Raw genomic sequence first — 17271 nt, 5'->3', positions numbered from 1 at the left:
CCCCCGCCGGAGCGCCCGCCGCCCCGGGAGGGGCCCGGGGCGGCGGCCGGCTACTCCCGCACCGATATCTTGCTGATCACGACGAAGCCGCCGAGCGCCCCCGCGGAGCCGGCGGCCGTCGTCGTGGTGAGGTTGACCACCAGGTCATAGGTGCCCGGGCCGAGCTGGCCGCGCATCGGGACCGACGCGGTGTACCGTCCCGAGCCAGGGGTGAACGTCATCTCCACGGGAGGCGAGGGATGACGGGTCTCACCACCTCCCAGCAGGTCGGCGATGATCTCCACGTGCCACCGCCCCGCCAGCCAGTCGACCAGCTCGCCGGCGACCTCCCAGCTCACGTCAACGGTCCAGCCCTCGCCGCATCTCACGACGTTCGTGGGCTGGGCGCCCGGGTCCACAACCTGACCGTGCAGCACGCCGCTCAACTGCTCGGCCGGAACCTTCATCACCTGGAACTCACCGGTCGCCATGTCGCTGTCTCCTTTCCGGGGGGAACCAGGTCCCCGTACGGAGAGGCAGAGCGGTGGGACAGCCGGGTAAATACCGGGTGTATTCAAGGACACAAAGCCGGGACGCACCACCCCGGCCACTACGGTGGAGGCATGATCGACGACCGCCCGGACCTCGCGTCGAAGGCCCGGCTCGCCGCCGGGTGGCTCGCGCTCGCGGGCGGCTCCCCGGCCGCGCGGGCCGCCGGCGCCGAGCTGATCGCCCGCTGGGCCGAACCCCACCGCCGCTACCACACCCTCGCCCATCTCGCCGCCGTGCTGGCCGCCGTCGACGACCTGGCGGGGGAGGCCGCCGACGCCGCCGCCGTGCGCCTGGCCGCCTGGTTCCACGACGCCGTCTACGACGGCAGGCCCGGCTGGGACGAGGAGCGCAGTGCCCAGCTCGCCCAGGCGCGCCTGCCCCGCTGCGGGGTGCCGCCCGGCCGGATCGCCGCGACCGCCCGGCTGGTCCGCCTGACCGCCGCCCACGACACGGTGGCCGCCGGCGACCGCGACGGGGCCGTGCTGTGCGACGCCGACCTGGCCGTGCTGGGCCGTCCCGGCTACGATGCCTACGCCACCGACATCCGCCGCGAGTACGCGCACGTGCCCGACGACCTGTTCCGGCAGGGCCGCGCGCAGGTGCTGCGCAGGCTGCTGGCCGCGCCGCGGCTCTACCGCACGGACCGGGCCCGCGAGCTGTGGGAGGAACCCGCCCGCGCCAACATGACCGCCGAGCTGGCCCGCCTCGCGGGAGACTAGGGCGCGCCGGCGTCGTGGCGCTTGCGGCGGCGCAGACCGGCGGCGATCAGGCGGCGCAGCAGCTCGCGCGAGCTGACCGGCTCGGCGCCCAGCGACACCGCCCGCGCGTGCACGGTCTCCGGGACGTCGTAGTGGTCCCGGTCGAAGGCCCGGCCCGGCACCCCGAGCCGGGCCGCGAACGCGTGAAGCTCCTCCAGCGAGCTGTCGCTCACCAGGTGCGACCACATCAGGCCGCGCGGCCCCGGCCAGTCGGGGGGATCGATCAGAACCGTCACGCCCTCAAGGGTAGGACCCTGCCGCGCACGCCCAGCTCGCCCAGATCGGGCACCACGACGTGCGCGCCGTGCCCGGCCAGCGCGGCGGCGTCGCCCGGCCCGTCCCGGGTGACCGCCACGACCAGCCCGAATCCGCCCTTGCCGCCCGCCTGGACGCCCGGCAGCGCCGCGTCCACCACGGCGGCCCGTCCGGCGGGCAGCGCCAGGCGGCGCACGGCCTCCAGGAACAGGGCGGGGTCCGGCTTGCCCGGCAGGTTCATCAGGGCCGCGTCGCCGCCGTCCACGACCAGGTCGAACAGGTGCGCCACGCCCGCGGCGGTGACCAGCCGGCGGCCGTGCAGGCTGGCCGAGACGGCGGCCGTGCGGGCGCCCCGGTGGCGCAGCTCGTGCAGCAGGGCCACGGTGGCGGGGAAGGCGGCCACGCCGTACTTGTCCACCTGCGCGAGGAAGATCTGGTCCTTGGCCAGGCCGAGCCCGTGCACGGTGGGCGCGCCCGGCTCGTCGTCGGGACCGCCTTCGGGCACGGTTTCTGGCACGGTGAGGCCGCGCGCGGCGAGGAAGGTGCGCACGCCGTCGAGCCGCGGCCGGCCGTCGACGTGCCGGAGGTAGTCGTCACGGATGTCGAACGGGTCGCAGCGGCCGCGCAGAAAGGCGTCGAAGACGTGTTTCCAGGCGGCCGCGTGCACCCGGGCGGTGTCGGTGACCACGCCGTCGATGTCGAACACCACGGCGCGGATCGAGGCCAGATCGATGACGGGCTCGTTCACACTGTGAACGTAACCGCTCTACCAGGCGACGGGTAGCTCCTTGACCCCGTACACGATGGCCAGCTCCCTGAACGGCACCTCGCCCGAGACGTGCAGGTCCGGGAAGCGGCGCAGCAGGGCGGGGAAGGCGATGCGCATCTCCATCTGGGCGAGCGGCGCGCCGATGCAGCGGTGGATGCCGTGGCCGAAGGCCAGGTGCGAGCGGGCGGTCTCGCGGCCCGGACGCACCTCGTCCATGTCGGGGCCCAGCGAGGGGTCGCGGTTGGCGCCGGTCAGCGAGCACAGCACCATCTCACCCTTCTTGATCGGCACGCCGTGCAGCTCCAGGTCCTCGCGGGCGAAGCGCGGGAAGGCCACCTGCACGACCGTCATGTAGCGCAGCAGCTCCTCGACGACGTCGTTGACATAGCCGTCCACCTCGCGCACCTTGGCGGCCTGCTCGGGGTGGCGCATGAGCCAGAGCGCGCCGAGGGCGAGCATGCTGGTGCTGGTGTCGTGGCCGCCGGTGAGCAGGCCGTCGGACATGCTGGCCAGCGTGCGGTCGTCGAGGTCGTCGCCGTGCTCGCGCAGGAGCTGGCCGAGCAGGCCCTCGCCGGGGTCGCGCCGCTCGCGGGCGACCAGGTCCACCAGGTACGCCATCGCGTCGTTGATCGCCTGCAGGGACGCCTCGGGGCCGGCCGACAGGTCGAACCGGTCCTTGCTGATCCTGACGAAGTCGGCGCGCTCCTCGTACGGGACGCCGAGCAGCTCGCACACCACCAGCGACGGGATCGGCAGCGCGAAGTCCTCGACCAGGTCCGCGGGCGGGCCCTTGGCCTCGATGCGGTCCAGGTGCTCCTCGACCATCGCCTCGATGCGCGGCTCCAGCCGGCGCAGGCGGCGCATGGTGAACTCGGGGGTCAGGTACTTGCGCAGCCGCGTGTGCTCGGGCGGGTCCCGGAAGCCGAGGCCGCCGGGGTCCTCCTGGTTGGAGCCCAGGCCGGAGATGCCGGCGAAGTCGTTGCTGAACCGCTCGTGGTCGCCGAGCACACCGCGTACGTCCTCCCAGCGCGTGACCAGGTGCACGGTCTGGTCGCCGGGGATCTTCATGGGGAAGACGGCGTGCTCGGCCCGGATGCGGCCGAGCTCGGCGACCGGGTCGAAGTCCTCGCGCATGAACTGGACGAAGGGGAACTCTGAGTCAGACATGGATATCCGTCCTGCTGGGATACATCGCACTATGTTGGGATAAATCCCTCGGTAGATGGTCCCATCCGGACAGGCGGCTGTTGCCCTCCGAAAGGACGAAATTGCCGCTCACTCTCACGTCCCACCTGGCCACCCGCCCGATCGTCCATCTGGCCGCGCGTCCGGCCGCCCGCCGCGTGATCCCGTGCGGGAGGCCGTGCGGGAGGCCGTGCGGGAGGCCGGGGTGCGCCTCATTGTGCGCCGGGTCGCTCGCCGCCGACTAGCCACAACCCCCTTCTGGTACGGCGTGTGTCACAGGAACCGGTGGGAGACAGGGGAAATCGGTGGCGTTTGGCGTACAAGGGGGCGACAGTCTGCGATGATCTCGTCCCAAGACAAGCTGGAGTTGAGCCTCGCGGATAGTGACTGATGCCGACTTTTGAGGAAATAGCAGCCTTCGTCGCCGAGAAGCCGTTCGCCACCGCCGTCATCGCCCTGCTGGGCCTGGCCGGGCTCGTGCTGGCGTTCCTGGTGCTCCGGATGGCCTGGCGCGCGGGCACCTGGTTATTCGCCCGCTACGTCGCCCCCCGTCCCGTCGAGGACGTGCTCACCGTCGTCGCCGCCTCCATCGCCACCGGCGTGTCCGCCCAGGGCATGTGGCGCTTCTCCGGGGACGTGCTGGGCCTGGACGGACCGCTCCGGCTGCTGCTGTTCGCCTTCATCGAGGTCGCCATCATCACCTCGGCCGTCCGCGCCCGCCGCAACATGCGGGAGAACTTCTCCGCCGGCATCGACGGCATCGCGGTCTGGGCGCTGACCTGCCTGACCGCCGTCCTGTCCAGCATGGACGCCCGCAGCCTCCCCGAGGCCGTCTTCCGCCTGGCCGCCCCGCTGGTCGCCGCCTGGCTCTGGGAACGCGGCATGGCCATCGAACGCCACCGCATCCGCGGCACCGGCCGCATCAACTGGCGCCTGACCCCCGAACGCCTGCTCGTCCGCATGGGCCTGGCCGAGGTCAGCGACCGCACCGCCTCCGAGGTCGACGCCCACCGCCGGCTCACCCGCGTCGCCCTGGCCGCCAAGCGCGCCAAGGCGCTGCGCGACAGCGGCGCCTCCGAGCGCAAGATGCGCGGCGCGCTGGCCAGGCTCGACAAGGCCATGGACCAGGCCGTCGAGCACACCGGGCTGGCCGTCGACCAGCAGCGTCAGGAGGCGCTGCTGGCCCAGATCGCCGCCCTGTACAACACCACCGCGCTCATCGACGCCGACCCGCGCGTGCCGTGGGAGCCGGAGGCCGACCACCGTCCCGTGCCCGCCCGCCCGGCGCTGCCGCCCGCGCTGGCCCAGCTCGTCGAGGACGAGGACGAGGACGTCGAGGTGTTCGACGCCACCCCCCAGGTCGTCGACACCGCCCAGCGCGCCGCCCAGATCAGGGCCGCCCGCGAGTTCTGGGACCGGCAGATCGCCAAGCGCATCGTGCCGCGCTCGGTGGACATCGCCCAGGAGATCGGCGTCCCGCTGGCCACCGCGCGCGAGTATCGTGCCCTGTGGAAGCTGGAGCCGCAGGCGCACGCCCTGATCGAGGCTCTGTACCAGCAGCACGGCATCGTCGACACCGGCGCCTTCCCGGCCATCGCCGACGACGGGCGGGTGCTGGCCAAGTAGGGGGAGCTCGGGGTTGCGGGAGCGCACGCTCGAACGCGTCAGGAAACTCCTGGCCAAGGCCGAACGCACGGACAACGAGCACGAGCGGGCCACCTTCCTGGCGGCCGCCTCCGCCCTGATGGCCAAGTACGGAATCGACACCCTCCCGCCGCCCGGCGCCCGCCAGACCCCCGGCGACCGGATCGTCACCCTGCCCGCCCCGTGGGCCAGGGAGAAGGCCCGCCTGGTCAGCCTGGTGGCCCAGGCCGTCCGCTGCCGCCCGCTGCTGATCGGCCGCGGCGACGGCGGCCAGCGGGTGCACGTGTTCGGCTTCGCCGCCGACCTCGAACGCGCCGACGTGCTGGCCACGTCGCTGCTGCTGCAGATGGCCTCCGGCCTGGCCCGCGTACGGCCGCCGGGCGAGCTCGCCGCCGCGCGGGCCTACCGGCGCTCGTGGCTGCTGGGGTTCACCGACGAGGTGTACCGGCTGCTGCGCGAGGCCGAGTCGCGCGCCGCGACCGAGGCCGAGGCCGCCGGGGCCGGCACCGCGCTGGTGCTGGCCGACCGCCGGGCCGAGGTCGACCTGGCGGTGGCCGCCCACTATCCGCGCATCCGCATGTCCGTCCCGACGACCAGCGGCACGGGCTACCGCGCGGGCGTGCTGGCGGGCCGGCACGCCGACCTCGGACGCACCGGCATGCCCACCGCCACCGCCCGCGAGCTGTCCCGCTGAGCCGCTCAGCCGCCCAGTCGCTCAGCCGCTCAGTCGCCCAGCCGCTCAGTCGCCCAGCCGCTCAGTCGCCCAGCCGCTCAGTCGCTCAGCCCAGCGCGGCCGAGACCAGCGAACGGGCCTCCTCCTGCACCTTGGCCAGGTGGTCGGGGCCCTTGAAGGACTCGGCGTAGATCTTGTAGACGTCCTCGGTGCCCGACGGGCGGGCGGCGAACCAGGCGTTCTCGGTCGAGACCTTCACGCCGCCGAGCGCCGCGCCGTTGCCGGGGGCCGCGGTCTGCACCGCCGTGATCGGCTCGCCGGCCAGCGACGACGCCGTCACCTGGTCGGCCGACAGCTTGGCCAGCACCGCCTTCTCCTCGCGGGTGGCGGGCGCGTCGACCCGGGCGTAGGCGGGCTCGCCGAACCGCTCGGTCAGGCGGTGGTAGTGCGCGCTCGGCGACTCGCCGGTCACGGCCAGGATCTCCGAGGCCAGCAGGGCGAGGATGAGACCGTCCTTGTCGGTGGACCAGGGGGAGCCGTCGCGCCGCAGGAACGAGGCCCCGGCGCTCTCCTCGCCGCCGAACCCGAGGGAGCCGTCGAGCAGCCCGGGGACGAACCACTTGAAACCGACGGGCACCTCATAGAGGCGCCGGTCGAGCGAGGCGGCGACCCGGTCGATGACGCCGCTGCTCACCATCGTCTTGCCGACCCCCGCCGCGGCGGGCCAGCCTTCGCGGTGGGCGTACAGGTAGGAGATGGCGACGGCCAGGTAGTGGTTGGGGTTCATCAGGCCGTCGGGGGTGACGACGCCGTGGCGGTCGGCGTCGGCGTCGTTGCCGGTGGCGATGTCGTACCTGTCGCGCTGGGCGATCAGCGACGCCATCGCGTACGGCGACGAGCAGTCCATGCGGATCTTGCCGTCCCAGTCGAGCGTCATGAACCGCCAGGTGGGGTCGACCAGCGGGTTGACCACGGTCAGGTCGAGGCGGTGGCGCTCGGCGATCTCGCCCCAATAGGCCACGCTCGCCCCGCCCAGCGGGTCGGCCCCGATGCGCACCCCGGCCGACCTGATCGCGTCGAGGTCCACCACGGACGGCAGGTCGTCGACGTACGCGCCGAGGAAGTCGTAGCGGCCGGCCGCGTCGAGGGCCTTGGCGTAGGAGATCCTGGACACGCCCTTCATGCCGTCGGCCAGCAGCTGGTTGGCGCGGTCCTGGATCCAGGAGGTGGCGTCGGTGTCGGCGGGGCCGCCGTGCGGCGGGTTGTACTTGAAGCCGCCGTCGGAGGGCGGGTTGTGCGACGGCGTCACCACCACGCCGTCGGCGAGCCCGGACGTGCGGCCCCGGTTGTGTCGCAGGACGGCGTGCGAGACGGCGGGGGTCGGCGTGTAGCCGTCGCGGGAGTCGATCAGCACCTCGACCCCGTTGGCCGCGAGCACCTCCAGCGCCGACACGCGGGCGGGCTCGGACAGCGCGTGCGTGTCGATGCCCAGGAACAGCGGCCCGTCGGTGCCCTGGGAGGCGCGGTATTCGCAGATGGCCTGGCTGGTGGCCAGGATGTGGTCCTCGTTGAAGGCCGTCCGCAGCGAGGACCCGCGGTGGCCCGACGTGCCGAACGCCACCCGCTGCGCCACCTCGGCGGGGTCGGGGTGCAGGGCGTAGTAGGAGGTCACCAGCCGGGCGACGTCGACCAGGTCGGCGGGCTGGGCGGGCTGTCCTGCGCGATCGTGCGTCATGAGGCCACTTTACAAATCCGCCCCCTTCGTACGGGTGAGCGCGCCCGGCGGCGTGGGAAGATACAGGCGCGTCTGCCTCCAGAACGGAGTTCTGTTTCCATGCGTTTCGGATATTTCCTGAATGAACGGCAAGGGCCCGACCCGCTCGGCGCGCTCCGCGACGAGATCGCCCAGGCGGCCGAGGACGGCTTCGCCTCCGCCTGGCTGTCCCACATCTTCGGCCTCGACGCCCTCACCGCGCTGGCCGTGGCCGGCTCCCAGGTGCCCGGCATCGAGCTCGGCACCTCCGTCGTGCCCACCTACCCGCGGCACCCGGCGGCCCTGGCCCAGCAGGCGATGACGGCCAACGCCGCGCTCGGCGGCCGGCTGGCCCTCGGCATCGGCCTGTCGCACCAGGTCGTCATCGAGCACATGTTCGGCCTCAGCTTCGAGCGTCCCTACCGCCACATGAAGGAGTACCTCGACGTGCTGCTCCCGGCCAGCCGGGGCGAGCAGGTCAAGGCGGCGGGCGAGACGATCAGGGCCGATGTGCGGCTCACCACGCCGGGCGCGGGCTTCCCGGTGCTCATCGCCGCCCTCGGCCCGCGCATGCTGAAGCTGGCCGGCACGGTCGCCGACGGCACGGTGCTGTGGATGACCGGCCCGAAGACGGTGGCCGAGCACGTCGCCCCGACCATCACCGCCGCCGCCGCGGAGGCGGGCCGCCCGGCGCCGCGGATCGTCTGCGCGCTGCCCGTCTGCGTCACCGACGATCCCGCCGCGGCCGTCGAGCGCGCCAACGAGATCTTCGCCGTCTACGGCACGCTGCCCTCCTACCGGGCCATGCTCGACCGCGAGGGCGCCGCCGGGCCCGGGAACGTCGCGGTGGTCGGCGACGAGGAGTCCGTGCTCGCCCAGCTCGAACGGCTGCGCCAGGCCGGGGTGACCGACTTCGTCGGCGCGACCTTCGCCGAGCGGGAACGCACCCGTGAGCTGCTCATCGGCGCGTCGAAGGGTTCATAGGGGGACATCTCAATAAACTCCGGCAAGGTGAAGCGCTTGCTGCATGGCATAGACGTGTCGAACTGGCAGGGCTCCGTCGACTGGGCCGGTCACGCCGAGGCCGGAGTCTCCTTCGCCTTCGCCAAGGCCACCGAGGGCGGCGACTGGACCGACCGGTGGTTCGCCCGCAACTGGTCAGGAATGCGCGAGAGCTGGCTGGTGTGCGGGGCGTACCACTTCGCCCGGCCCAAGGGCGACCCGATCGAGCACGCCCGGCACTTCCTGGCGGTGCTCAGATCGGCCGGCGGCCTGCGCAGGGGCGACCTGGTGGCGCTCGACCTGGAGACCGGCGACGGGCAGCGCCCCGAGCAGGTCGCCAGGTACGCGCGCCGCTGGTGCCACCACGTCGAGCGGCACGCCGGCCTGCGGCCCTTCATCTACACCTTCCACTGGTTCGCCCGCTCGGGGAACTGCGCCGGCCTGGCCGACTACCCGCTGTGGATCGCCTCCCCCGAGAGGCCGCGCGGCGAACCCCTCGTGCCGCCGCCGTGGCGCGACTGGACAATCCACCAATATGCCAGCAGTCCGCTCGACCGGAACATCTTCCATGGCACCCGCCAGGACCTGACAAGGCTGGGGTTTCACCCGCGATAGCATCGGTGTTCACCATCGAACCAGCCTCGGTGCCGCACATCGAGCGCGATCCAAGGGAGACACCGTGTCAGCCGAGCTACGCATCACCCTCGCCGGAGCCGAGCGTGTGGTCGCGGCCGGCACGACGGCCGGTGAGGCGCTGGAGGCCGACGGCCGCACCGTCATCGCGGCCCGGGTCAACGGCGAGCCGCGCGACCTCGCCCACCCGCTGGCCCAGGACGACGTGGTCGAGCCGATCGAGGTCTCCAGCGAAGACGGCCGGGCCATCGTCCGCCACTCCACCGCGCACGTCATGGCGCAGGCGGTGCAGGAGCTGTTCCCCGAGGCCAAGCTGGGCATCGGCCCGCCCGTGGAGAACGGCTTCTACTACGACTTCGACGTCAAGCAGGCGTTCAACCCCGACGACCTCAAGCGCGTCGAGAAGCGCATGCGGGAGATCGTCAAGCAGGGGCAGCTGTTCTCCCGCCGGGCCGTCAGCGACGACGAGGCGCGCGAGGAGCTGGCCGGCGAGCCGTACAAGCTGGAGCTGATCGGGCTCAAGGGCGGCGCGGCCGACGAGGAGAGCGTCGAGGTCGGGGCCGGGCAGCTCACGATCTACGACAACCTCGACGCCAAGACCGGCGAGCTGTGCTGGAAGGACCTGTGCCGGGGGCCGCACGTGCCCTCCACCCGGTCGATCCCGGCGTTCAAGCTCATGCGCTCCGGCGGCGCCTACTGGCGCGGCAGCGAGAAGAACCCGCAGCTCCAGCGCATCTACGGCACCGCCTGGGAGTCCCGCGACAAGCAGGACGAATACCTGAAGATGCTGGAGGAGGCCGAGCGGCGCGACCACCGCAGGCTCGGCGCCGAGCTCGACCTGTTCTCCTTCCCCGACGAGCTGGGCTCGGGCCTGGCGGTCTTCCACCCCAAGGGCGGCGTGATCCGCAAGGTGATGGAGGACTACTCGCGGCGCAGGCACGAGGAGGCCGGCTACGAGTTCGTCAACACCCCGCACATCACCAAGGAGAACCTCTACCAGGTCTCGGGCCACCTCGACTGGTACAAGGACGGGATGTTCCCGCCCATGGAGCTGGAGGGCGCCCGCTACTACCTCAAGCCGATGAACTGCCCGATGCACAACCTGATCTTCAGGGCGCGCGGGCGGTCCTACCGCGAGCTGCCGCTGCGGCTGTTCGAGTTCGGCACGGTCTACCGCTACGAGAAGTCCGGCGTGGTCCACGGCCTGACCCGGGTGCGCGGCCTGACCCAGGACGACGCCCACATCTACTGCAGCCGCGAGCAGATGCGCGACGAGCTGACCTCGCTGCTGCGCTTCGTCCTCGACCTGCTGCGCGACTACGGCCTGGAGGACTTCTACCTAGAGCTGTCCACCAAGGACCCGGAGAAGTTCGTCGGCTCCGACGAGGTGTGGGAGGAGGCCACCACCACCCTGCGCGAGGTGGCCGAGGCCGAGAACCTCCACCTGGTGATGGACCCGGGCGGCGCGGCCTTCTACGGGCCGAAGATCTCCGTCCAGGTGCGCGACGCCATCGGCCGCACCTGGCAGATGTCCACCATCCAGCTCGACTTCAACCTGCCCGAGCTGTTCGACCTGCAGTACCAGGCGGCCGACGGCTCCCGGCAGCAGCCGGTCATGATCCACCGGGCGCTGTTCGGCTCGGTCGAGCGTTTCTTCGGCGTCCTGGTCGAGCACTACGCCGGGGCGTTCCCCGCGTGGCTGGCGCCGGTGCAGGTGGTCGGCATCCCGATCGCCGACGCCCACGTGCCCTACCTCCAGGACGTCGCCAAGCGGCTGCGCGAGCGGGGCATCAGGGTCGAGGTCGACGCGGCCGACGACCGCATGCAGAAGAAGATCCGCAACGCCCAGAAGGCGAAGGTCCCGTACATGCTGCTGGCCGGTGACGACGACATCGCCAACGGCGCGGTGTCCTTCCGTTACCGCAACGGCGAGCAGAAGAACGGCGTGCCCGTCGAGGAGGCCATCGCCGAGATCGTCAACGCCGTGGAACGCCGCGTCCAGGTCTGACCCGCCGCTCCAGGCCCGGCGAGCCTTCCCGGCCTGCCGGGCCTGAGCCGTTCTCCGGGCGGCCCAGGCCCCGGCCGGGTGTTCAGTGCCGGCCGGAGGTCAGTGCCGGCCGGGCGTCAGCGGGGGAACAGGCGGAAGGCGACCGCCGGGCGGCCGTCGAAGCGTTCGGCGGCCTCCCGCGCGGAGCCCTCGATCAGCTCGCGGGCGTAGACCTCCGGGGCCTGGTCGGTCAGGGCCTCGATGTAGGCGCGGTGCTCCAGCAGCGAGCGCACGCCCCGCTCCAGCCCGTCGGTGACGTCCACGGCGTGGGTGGGGGAGTTGGAGCCGGCGACGGCGACCCAGCGCACGCCGTTCCAGGGGGCGGCGTGCGTGTCAGGAAATATCCAGCGATTTCCGGCGTCTCCGGCGGCGTCCAGCACGGCCCGGCCCACCGCCCGGTGGTCGGGCGTGTTCCAGTACGTGCCGCCCCACGTGTCGTCGGGGTTGAGGGTGATCACCAGCTCCGGGCGGTGCCTGCGGATGGCGGCGGCGATGTCCCTCCTGAGCGCCGTCCCGTACTCGACGACCCCGTCGGCGTGGTCGAGGAACTCCACGGTGGTCACCCCCACCACGGCGGCGCTGGCCCGCTCCTCGCGCTCGCGCACCGGCCCGCACGCGGCGGGGTCGAGCGTGTCGATGCCCGCCTCGCCGCGGGTGGCGATCAGGTAGGAGACCTCGCGCCCGGCGTCGGTCCAGGTGGCGACGGCGGAGGCGCAGCCGTACTCCAGGTCGTCGGGGTGGGCCACGACGGCCAGGGCGCGCTGCCAGTCGGCGGGCATGGGGTCGAGTCGCTGTGCCATGCCCTCACCTTAGGCCCGTCGCGGAGGGCGGCGGATCACGCCGGAAGAGCGGCCCCTCGGCGCGGGGTCCTATGCTGCTTGGTATGCACGATCAGGCAGGAGCCGGGGCGCCCGACAACTTCCAGCGGCTGTGGACCCCGCATCGCATGGCCTACATCAAGGGCGAGAACAAGCCGACGGGCACCGGGCCGGGCGACGGCTGCCCGTTCGACGAGATCCCCCGGATGAGCGACGAGGACGGCCTGATCGTGGCCAGGGGAGAGGTCGTCTACGCCGTCCTCAACCTCTACCCCTACAACTCCGGCCACCTGATGGTCGTGCCCTTCCGGCACGTGTCCGGCTACGACGAGCTGACCCAGGCCGAGGTCGCCGAGCTGGGCGAGTTCACCCAGCGGTCGCTGCGCGCGCTGCGCAAGGCCAGCGGCGCGCAGGGCTTCAACGTGGGCATGAACCTGGGCCAGGTCGCGGGCGCCGGCATCGCCGCCCACCTGCACCAGCACGTCGTGCCGAGGTGGGGCGGCGACACGAACTTCATGCCGGTCGTGGCCCAGACGAAGGTGCTGCCCCAGCTCCTGCACGACACCCGGCAACTCCTGGCCGACGCCTGGGCGGACTGACGACACCGGTCGCGGCGCCGGCCTGAGGCGCCGGTCGGCGGCGTCGATCCCGGGCCCGCCGCCCGAGGCGTCAGTCGCCGGCGTGGGCCAGGTGCGCGGGGGCGGCGGCCTCGGCCGGCTGCTCGCGGCCGAGCGCGCCGATGCCCGCCGCGAGCAGCAGCGGCACGGCCAGCGCCAGAGCCATCGACAACACCGCGGCGCCCGAGTCGTTGACCAGCATCCCGATCACCCCGCTGACCAGCGTGCCGATCAGCCCGGCCCGCAGGGCGGGGGAGTGGCGGAACGCCGCGGGCACCACGCCCGCGCTGGCCTGCTCGGGCCGCAGGATCGCGTAGACGAGGAAGGCCACGGCCGCGATCACGATGGGCATGAGGTTGGGGCTGAGCAGCGTGGCCAGCATGGCCTGGAGCTTACGGAAGATCACCTCGAACGCCTCGCCGCTGAGCACCTGGCCCACGAACCTGCCCAGGTGCGTCTGCTCGTCGGGCGGACGCAGGTAGTTGAGCACGGCGAACGTCATCACGATCACCGCCCCGGCCACGCAGAACGCACCCAGCTTCACGATCGACACCCGCTTGCCGGCCACCAGCAGCGCGGTCACCGCGATGCCCGGCACGAACGCGATCACGCCGCCGAAGTCGCTGCCCATGCCCGAGCCGCCCAGCACCATCGCGAACGCCCCGAGCACCACGATCGCGGCCACCCCCGGCCGCCCCGGCCAGCGGTGGGCGATCACGGTGGTGGCCAGCAGCGTGCCGGTGGCCAGCAGCGCGAACGGGATGTTGCCCAGGCCGTAGTAGCGGGCCCCGACCTCGGCGCTGTAGCCCATGACGCTGTTGAGCTGCAACGTCGTGCCCGTCAGCAGGTCGCCGGCGAGTGTGAGCGCGGTGATGCCGGCCACCACGGCGAGCGGGCCGAGCGGACGGCGCCGCCAGGGCCCGCCGAAGGCCAGCGCGGTGACCACGACGACCCAGCCCAGCACCCCGGCGACCAGTTGCGGCAGGGTGGACCAGGGCAGCAGGTTGACCAGGTAGCTGGAGACCGGCAGGGCGGCCAGCGCGACCGCGGCCAGGCGCACCGGCGACAGGCCCTTGCGCCGCCGCAGCAGCAGGAACGCGACCACATAGAACAGCACCTGCAACACCGCCACGACGGTGAAGTAGACGCCCTTGACCGACCGGATGGCCTGCGCGGTGGCGTCGGCCCGGCGCAGCCGGTCGATCGTCGCACCGGCGTCGCCGAGCTGCAGCGGCACCCCGACGACCGTGGCCGGCGCCGGCACGCCGAGCCGGGCCAGCACGGTCGCGGTCAGGTCGGGCAGGATCGAGATGTCGGCGCGGCGGGTGGAGGCCGCGCCCAGCAACCGCCCCTGCGCCCCCGGCTCACGCAGCGCGGCCACCCGCAGGTGCGGCACGGAACCGTGGTCGGACAGGCCGGCGAGCAGCACGGTGGTGCCGGGCGGCAGGATCGACAGCAGCGCGCCGGCCTTGGCGTCGGCCAGGCGCAGCGCGTCGCGGCGCTCCTTCGGGCCGAGCTGCTCGGGCACCTTGGGCAGCTTGCCGCCGGCCAGGTAGGGGTGGACGAGGTCGTCGACGTCCATGGCGATCAGCGGGCACTGCTCCAGGTCGGCCGTGCGGACCTGGAGCGGGGAGGCGTGGTAGCGCGGCACCGCGCCCTGCCGGTCGGCCAGCGCGAGCGCGGCGCCGGGGCCGATCGCGATCGAGCACCGGCCCGCGGCCTTCAGCGCCTCGCCCAGCGTGCCGGCGTTGCGCTGCCCGGCCACGTCGATGAGGTAGCGGTAGTCGGGGATGACCGCGCCCGCGCCCCGGGTCTCGGGGGCGGGAGGCGCGCCGCAGGCGTAACCGGCGGCCGACCTGGTGCCGGCCGACACCGTGAGCCAGCCGTCGTAGGGGCAGGTGATGTTGCTGACCGTGCGCACCGACAGCGAGCCGATCGCGCTGCCACGCGTCAGCTCCCACAGGTTGGGGGCGTCGGCCTGGTTGACGTCGTCCCAGCTGAGGCCGGAGACGCCGATGAGCGCCACCCTGCCCGCACCGGGAGCCGAGCCGCCGGCCGTGGCCGTGCCCTGCAGGCCGAGCAGTACGGAACCGGCCAGAACGGCCAGCACCACGAGCGCGCGCCTCACCCCGACGACCTCCCGCGATCGATGACGTCCGTGGCACGCTAGAGCACGTCGCGATCCGGCGCCACCGATTCCCCTACCTTCTCACGGGCGGCGGCGGGCGCGGTCCGTCAGCCGCGCACGGGGGTGAGCCAGTGGCGGTAGCGGTCGTCGCGCCCGTGCACGGCGGCCTCGTAGGCGTCGGCCAGCTTGCCGGTGACCGGTCCGGGGCCGCCGAACTCGCAGTGATCGATCGCGCTGACGTGCACGATCCCGGCCGCCGTGCCGCAGACGAACATCTCGTCGGCCGTGTACAGGTCGGTGCGCAGCAGATCCTCCCTGGTGACCGTCAGCCCCAGGTCGGTGGCCAGCCGCGTGACGGTGTCCTGCGTGATGCCCTCCAGCGCGCCGGCGTGCGGCGGAGGCGTGGTCAGCACGCCGTCGCGCACCACGAAGACGTTGGCGCCGGTGCACTCGCTGACGTTGCCGGCCGCGTTCAGCAGCACCGCCTCGTCGAAGCCCGCCTGCAGGGCCTCGGACTTGGCCATCACCGAGTTCAGGTAGGGGCCGGTGGCCTTGGCGGCGGTCGGCGTCACCCGGTGGTCGTTGCGCTGCCACGAGCTGGTCATCAGCCGCACGCCCGCCTCCAGCAGCGCACCCCACTCCCAGGACGCGATCGAGACCACCGTCGGGCAGCCGCGCGCCGCCACGCCCATCTCGCCGTAGCCGCGGTGGGCCAGGTGGCGGATGTAGCACGAGGACTGGCCGTTGGCCGCGACCGTGGCCAGCGTGGCCGCGCGCAGCTCCTCCAAGGTGTACGGCAGCGGCATCCCGATGATCCGCGCGCTGCGCGCCAGCCGCCGCAGATGCTCCTCCAGCCGGAACACCGCCGGGCCCTCCGGCGTGTCGAAGGCCCTGGTGCCCTCCAGCACGGCGGTGCCGTAGTGCAGGGCGTGCGTCAGGACGTGCACCCGGGCCTCGCCCCAGGGCACCAGCTCGCCGTCCATCCAGATGTGCTCGGCCTCGCGCATCGTGCCGCTCCTCTCCGTAAATGGCCGCCAACAGTCACAAGATGTAGGCCAATTCATTGATAAGTGGCACAGTAACCGGATAATAGTGGCGTGGGAAGAGAAGAAAACCTTGTCACCCTGGTCCGCGACCGGCTCCGGCTCCACAAGGGCACGGCCAGCCGGCGGCTCGCGGGCGCGCTGACCGACCTGGCCCAGACCGGCGCCATCGCCCCGGGCACCCGCCTGCCCTCCGAGCGCGACCTGGCCCAGGCGGTCGGGCTCAGCCGCGGGACGGTCGCCGCCGCCTTCAACGCCCTGTGCGAAGAGGGCCTGTGCGAACGCCGGCACGGCAGCGGCACGTACGTGCTGGGCGTCCCGACGTTCGGCGGCCTGCTCCAGGGCGGCGCGGTGCTGGCCGACCTGTCGACCTCGGTCGTCCCCGACCCCTCGCATCTGGCGGTGCCCCCGCTGGACGCCGCCGCCCTGATGCGCGCGCCGAGCGGCCACGGCTACGACGCCATGGGCGACTCGCGGCTGCGCGCCGTCCTGGCCGCCCTGGACGCCGGGCCGCATCGCGAGATCCTGGTGACCTCGGGCGCCCAGCAGGGCATCGACCTGGCGGCCCGGGTGCTGCTGCGGCCCGGCGACCGCGTGCTGGTCGGCGACCCGGCCTACGGAGGCGCGCTCAGCGTGTTCCGGCGCGCCGGGGCCCACGCCGTCCCCGTGGACCTCACCGACCCGGCCGCCGTGCGCGACGCCCTGGCCCGCCACCGCCCGGCCGCCGTGTACGCGCTGCCGGTGGACAACCCGACCGGCCGCGTGGCCGACCTGCGGCACGTGGCCGAGCTGGCCGCGGCGGCGGACGTCCCGCTGGTGGAGGACCGGACCCTCGCGCCCGTGGTGTTCGACGGCCGTACGCCTCCGGAGCCGCTGGCCCTGGCCCATCCGCACGGCACGGTGACGGTGGGCTCGTTGTCGAAGGTGTTGTGGGGCGGCCTGCGGGTGGGCTGGCTCACCGCCCCCGAGCCGCTGCTGGCCCGGCTGCTGGAGGCCAAGCTCGACGCCGACCTGGCCACCAGCGCCGTCTCCCAGCGGCTGGCCGCCGACCTGCTCGACGGCGACCCCGTGCCGGCCTGGCTGGCCGAGCTGGCCCGCCGCCGCGACCACTTCACCGCCGCGCTGTCCGCGCGCCTGCCGTCGTGGACCTGGTCACGCCCTCAGGGCGGCCTGTCGGCGTGGGTGCGGCTGCCGGGCGCCGACACCGACAGGTTCGCCGCCGTCGCCCGCGAGCAGGGCGTGGCCGTCGCCCCCGGCTCACTGTTCTCCCCCGACGGCCGCCACCGCGACCGCCTGCGCCTCAGCTTCGCCCTGCCGCCCGCCCTCCTCGACCAGGCGGTCGCCGCCCTGGCCCGCGCCTGGGAGCAGACCGGCCGCTGAGCTCCCCGCCCGGAACACGGCGACGCCACGCCGGG

At 73.1% G+C, this 17271-nt stretch carries 16 protein-coding genes; 8 read left to right on the top strand and 8 right to left on the bottom strand.

The features are described from left to right. Nucleotides 1–50: 50 nt before the first annotated feature. Nucleotides 51–470 (bottom strand): hypothetical protein, encoded by a 420-nt coding sequence (locus tag ACIBQ6_RS30235; RefSeq protein WP_352361364.1) that lies wholly within the window; start codon nt 468–470, stop codon nt 51–53. Between the two features lie 132 nt (nt 471–602). Here ACIBQ6_RS30235 and ACIBQ6_RS30230 point away from each other — a divergent pair, with 132 nt between their 5' ends. Further along, nucleotides 603–1250 (top strand): metal-dependent phosphohydrolase, encoded by a 648-nt coding sequence (locus ACIBQ6_RS30230; protein WP_397216006.1) that lies wholly within the window; start codon nt 603–605, stop codon nt 1248–1250. Here ACIBQ6_RS30230 and ACIBQ6_RS30225 read toward each other — a convergent pair. The 3 genes from ACIBQ6_RS30225 to ACIBQ6_RS30215 are packed head-to-tail and all read right to left on the bottom strand — an operon-like array spanning nt 1247 to nt 3480. Beyond that, entirely contained in the window at nt 1247–1525 is a 279-nt protein-coding gene (locus ACIBQ6_RS30225; RefSeq protein WP_352361368.1) for a DUF4031 domain-containing protein, read from the bottom strand. The two genes, ACIBQ6_RS30230 and ACIBQ6_RS30225, sit on opposite strands and share 4 nt — an antisense overlap. Then, nucleotides 1522–2292: an HAD family hydrolase gene (locus tag ACIBQ6_RS30220; protein ID WP_397216004.1), complete on the bottom strand. Its 771-nt coding sequence runs from the start codon at nt 2290–2292 to the stop codon at nt 1522–1524. Before ACIBQ6_RS30220 ends, ACIBQ6_RS30225 begins: the two co-directional genes overlap by 4 nt. 18 nt (nt 2293–2310) lie before the next feature. Then, nucleotides 2311–3480, bottom strand: coding sequence for a cytochrome P450 (locus ACIBQ6_RS30215; protein ID WP_352322574.1), 1170 nt, complete (start codon nt 3478–3480; stop codon nt 2311–2313). Nucleotides 3481–3888: 408 nt separating this feature from the next. Here ACIBQ6_RS30215 and ACIBQ6_RS30210 point away from each other — a divergent pair, with 408 nt between their 5' ends. Next, a complete protein-coding gene (locus ACIBQ6_RS30210) occupies nt 3889–5124 on the top strand; it encodes a hypothetical protein (protein WP_358285701.1) in 1236 nt (411 codons plus the stop codon). Nucleotides 5125–5137: 13 nt separating this feature from the next. Next, nucleotides 5138–5836, top strand: a complete 699-nt coding sequence (locus tag ACIBQ6_RS30205; protein ID WP_397216002.1) for a DUF2786 domain-containing protein — start codon at nt 5138–5140, stop codon at nt 5834–5836. Between the two features lie 85 nt (nt 5837–5921). On the opposite strand, the gene pgm is transcribed toward ACIBQ6_RS30205, so the two are convergent. After that, nucleotides 5922–7550 (bottom strand): phosphoglucomutase (alpha-D-glucose-1,6-bisphosphate-dependent), encoded by a 1629-nt coding sequence (gene pgm, locus ACIBQ6_RS30200; protein ID WP_397216000.1) that lies wholly within the window; start codon nt 7548–7550, stop codon nt 5922–5924. Nucleotides 7551–7649: 99 nt separating this feature from the next. On the opposite strand from pgm, the gene ACIBQ6_RS30195 reads away from it, so the two are divergent. The 3 genes from ACIBQ6_RS30195 to thrS all read left to right on the top strand — a co-directional run bounded on the left by ACIBQ6_RS30195 (nt 7650) and on the right by thrS (nt 11211). Then, a complete protein-coding gene (locus ACIBQ6_RS30195) occupies nt 7650–8552 on the top strand; it encodes an LLM class F420-dependent oxidoreductase (RefSeq protein ID WP_352361378.1) in 903 nt (300 codons plus the stop codon). A 36-nt stretch (nt 8553–8588) separates the two neighbouring features. Continuing rightward, a complete protein-coding gene (locus tag ACIBQ6_RS30190) occupies nt 8589–9185 on the top strand; it encodes a glycoside hydrolase family 25 protein (protein ID WP_352361380.1) in 597 nt (198 codons plus the stop codon). A gap of 64 nt (nt 9186–9249) precedes the next feature. Beyond that, the gene (gene thrS, locus ACIBQ6_RS30185; protein WP_358285709.1) at nt 9250–11211 is read left to right on the top strand and encodes a threonine--tRNA ligase; all 1962 of its coding nucleotides are present in this window, start codon (nt 9250–9252) and stop codon (nt 11209–11211) included. A gap of 116 nt (nt 11212–11327) precedes the next feature. Here thrS and ACIBQ6_RS30180 read toward each other — a convergent pair whose 3' ends face one another. Continuing rightward, on the bottom strand, nt 11328–12050 hold the full coding sequence (locus ACIBQ6_RS30180; RefSeq protein WP_397215998.1) for a PIG-L deacetylase family protein: 723 nt from the start codon (nt 12048–12050) through the stop codon (nt 11328–11330). 83 nt (nt 12051–12133) lie between these two features. Here ACIBQ6_RS30180 and ACIBQ6_RS30175 point away from each other — a divergent pair, with 83 nt between their 5' ends. Then, complete coding sequence (locus ACIBQ6_RS30175) at nt 12134–12667, top strand: HIT family protein (RefSeq protein WP_387665085.1); 534 nt, start codon at nt 12134–12136, stop codon at nt 12665–12667. Between the two features lie 70 nt (nt 12668–12737). Here ACIBQ6_RS30175 and ACIBQ6_RS30170 read toward each other — a convergent pair whose 3' ends face one another. Both ACIBQ6_RS30170 and ACIBQ6_RS30165 read right to left on the bottom strand, forming a co-directional pair. Next, nucleotides 12738–14813, bottom strand: a complete 2076-nt coding sequence (locus ACIBQ6_RS30170) for a hypothetical protein (RefSeq protein ID WP_397215995.1) — start codon at nt 14811–14813, stop codon at nt 12738–12740. Between the two features lie 107 nt (nt 14814–14920). Beyond that, nucleotides 14921–15820 (bottom strand): branched-chain amino acid transaminase, encoded by a 900-nt coding sequence (locus ACIBQ6_RS30165; RefSeq protein WP_397215993.1) that lies wholly within the window; start codon nt 15818–15820, stop codon nt 14921–14923. Nucleotides 15821–15910: 90 nt separating this feature from the next. On the opposite strand from ACIBQ6_RS30165, the gene ACIBQ6_RS30160 reads away from it, so the two are divergent. After that, nucleotides 15911–17236, top strand: a complete 1326-nt coding sequence (locus tag ACIBQ6_RS30160) for a PLP-dependent aminotransferase family protein (protein ID WP_397215991.1) — start codon at nt 15911–15913, stop codon at nt 17234–17236. Nucleotides 17237–17271 lie beyond the last annotated feature (35 nt).

The organism is Nonomuraea sp. NPDC049655, assembly GCF_044465465.1.
GTDB lineage: Bacteria > Actinomycetota > Actinomycetes > Streptosporangiales > Streptosporangiaceae > Nonomuraea.
Note: the sequence above shows the minus strand (reverse complement) of the source record. Positions and strands in the feature narration are given on the sequence as shown.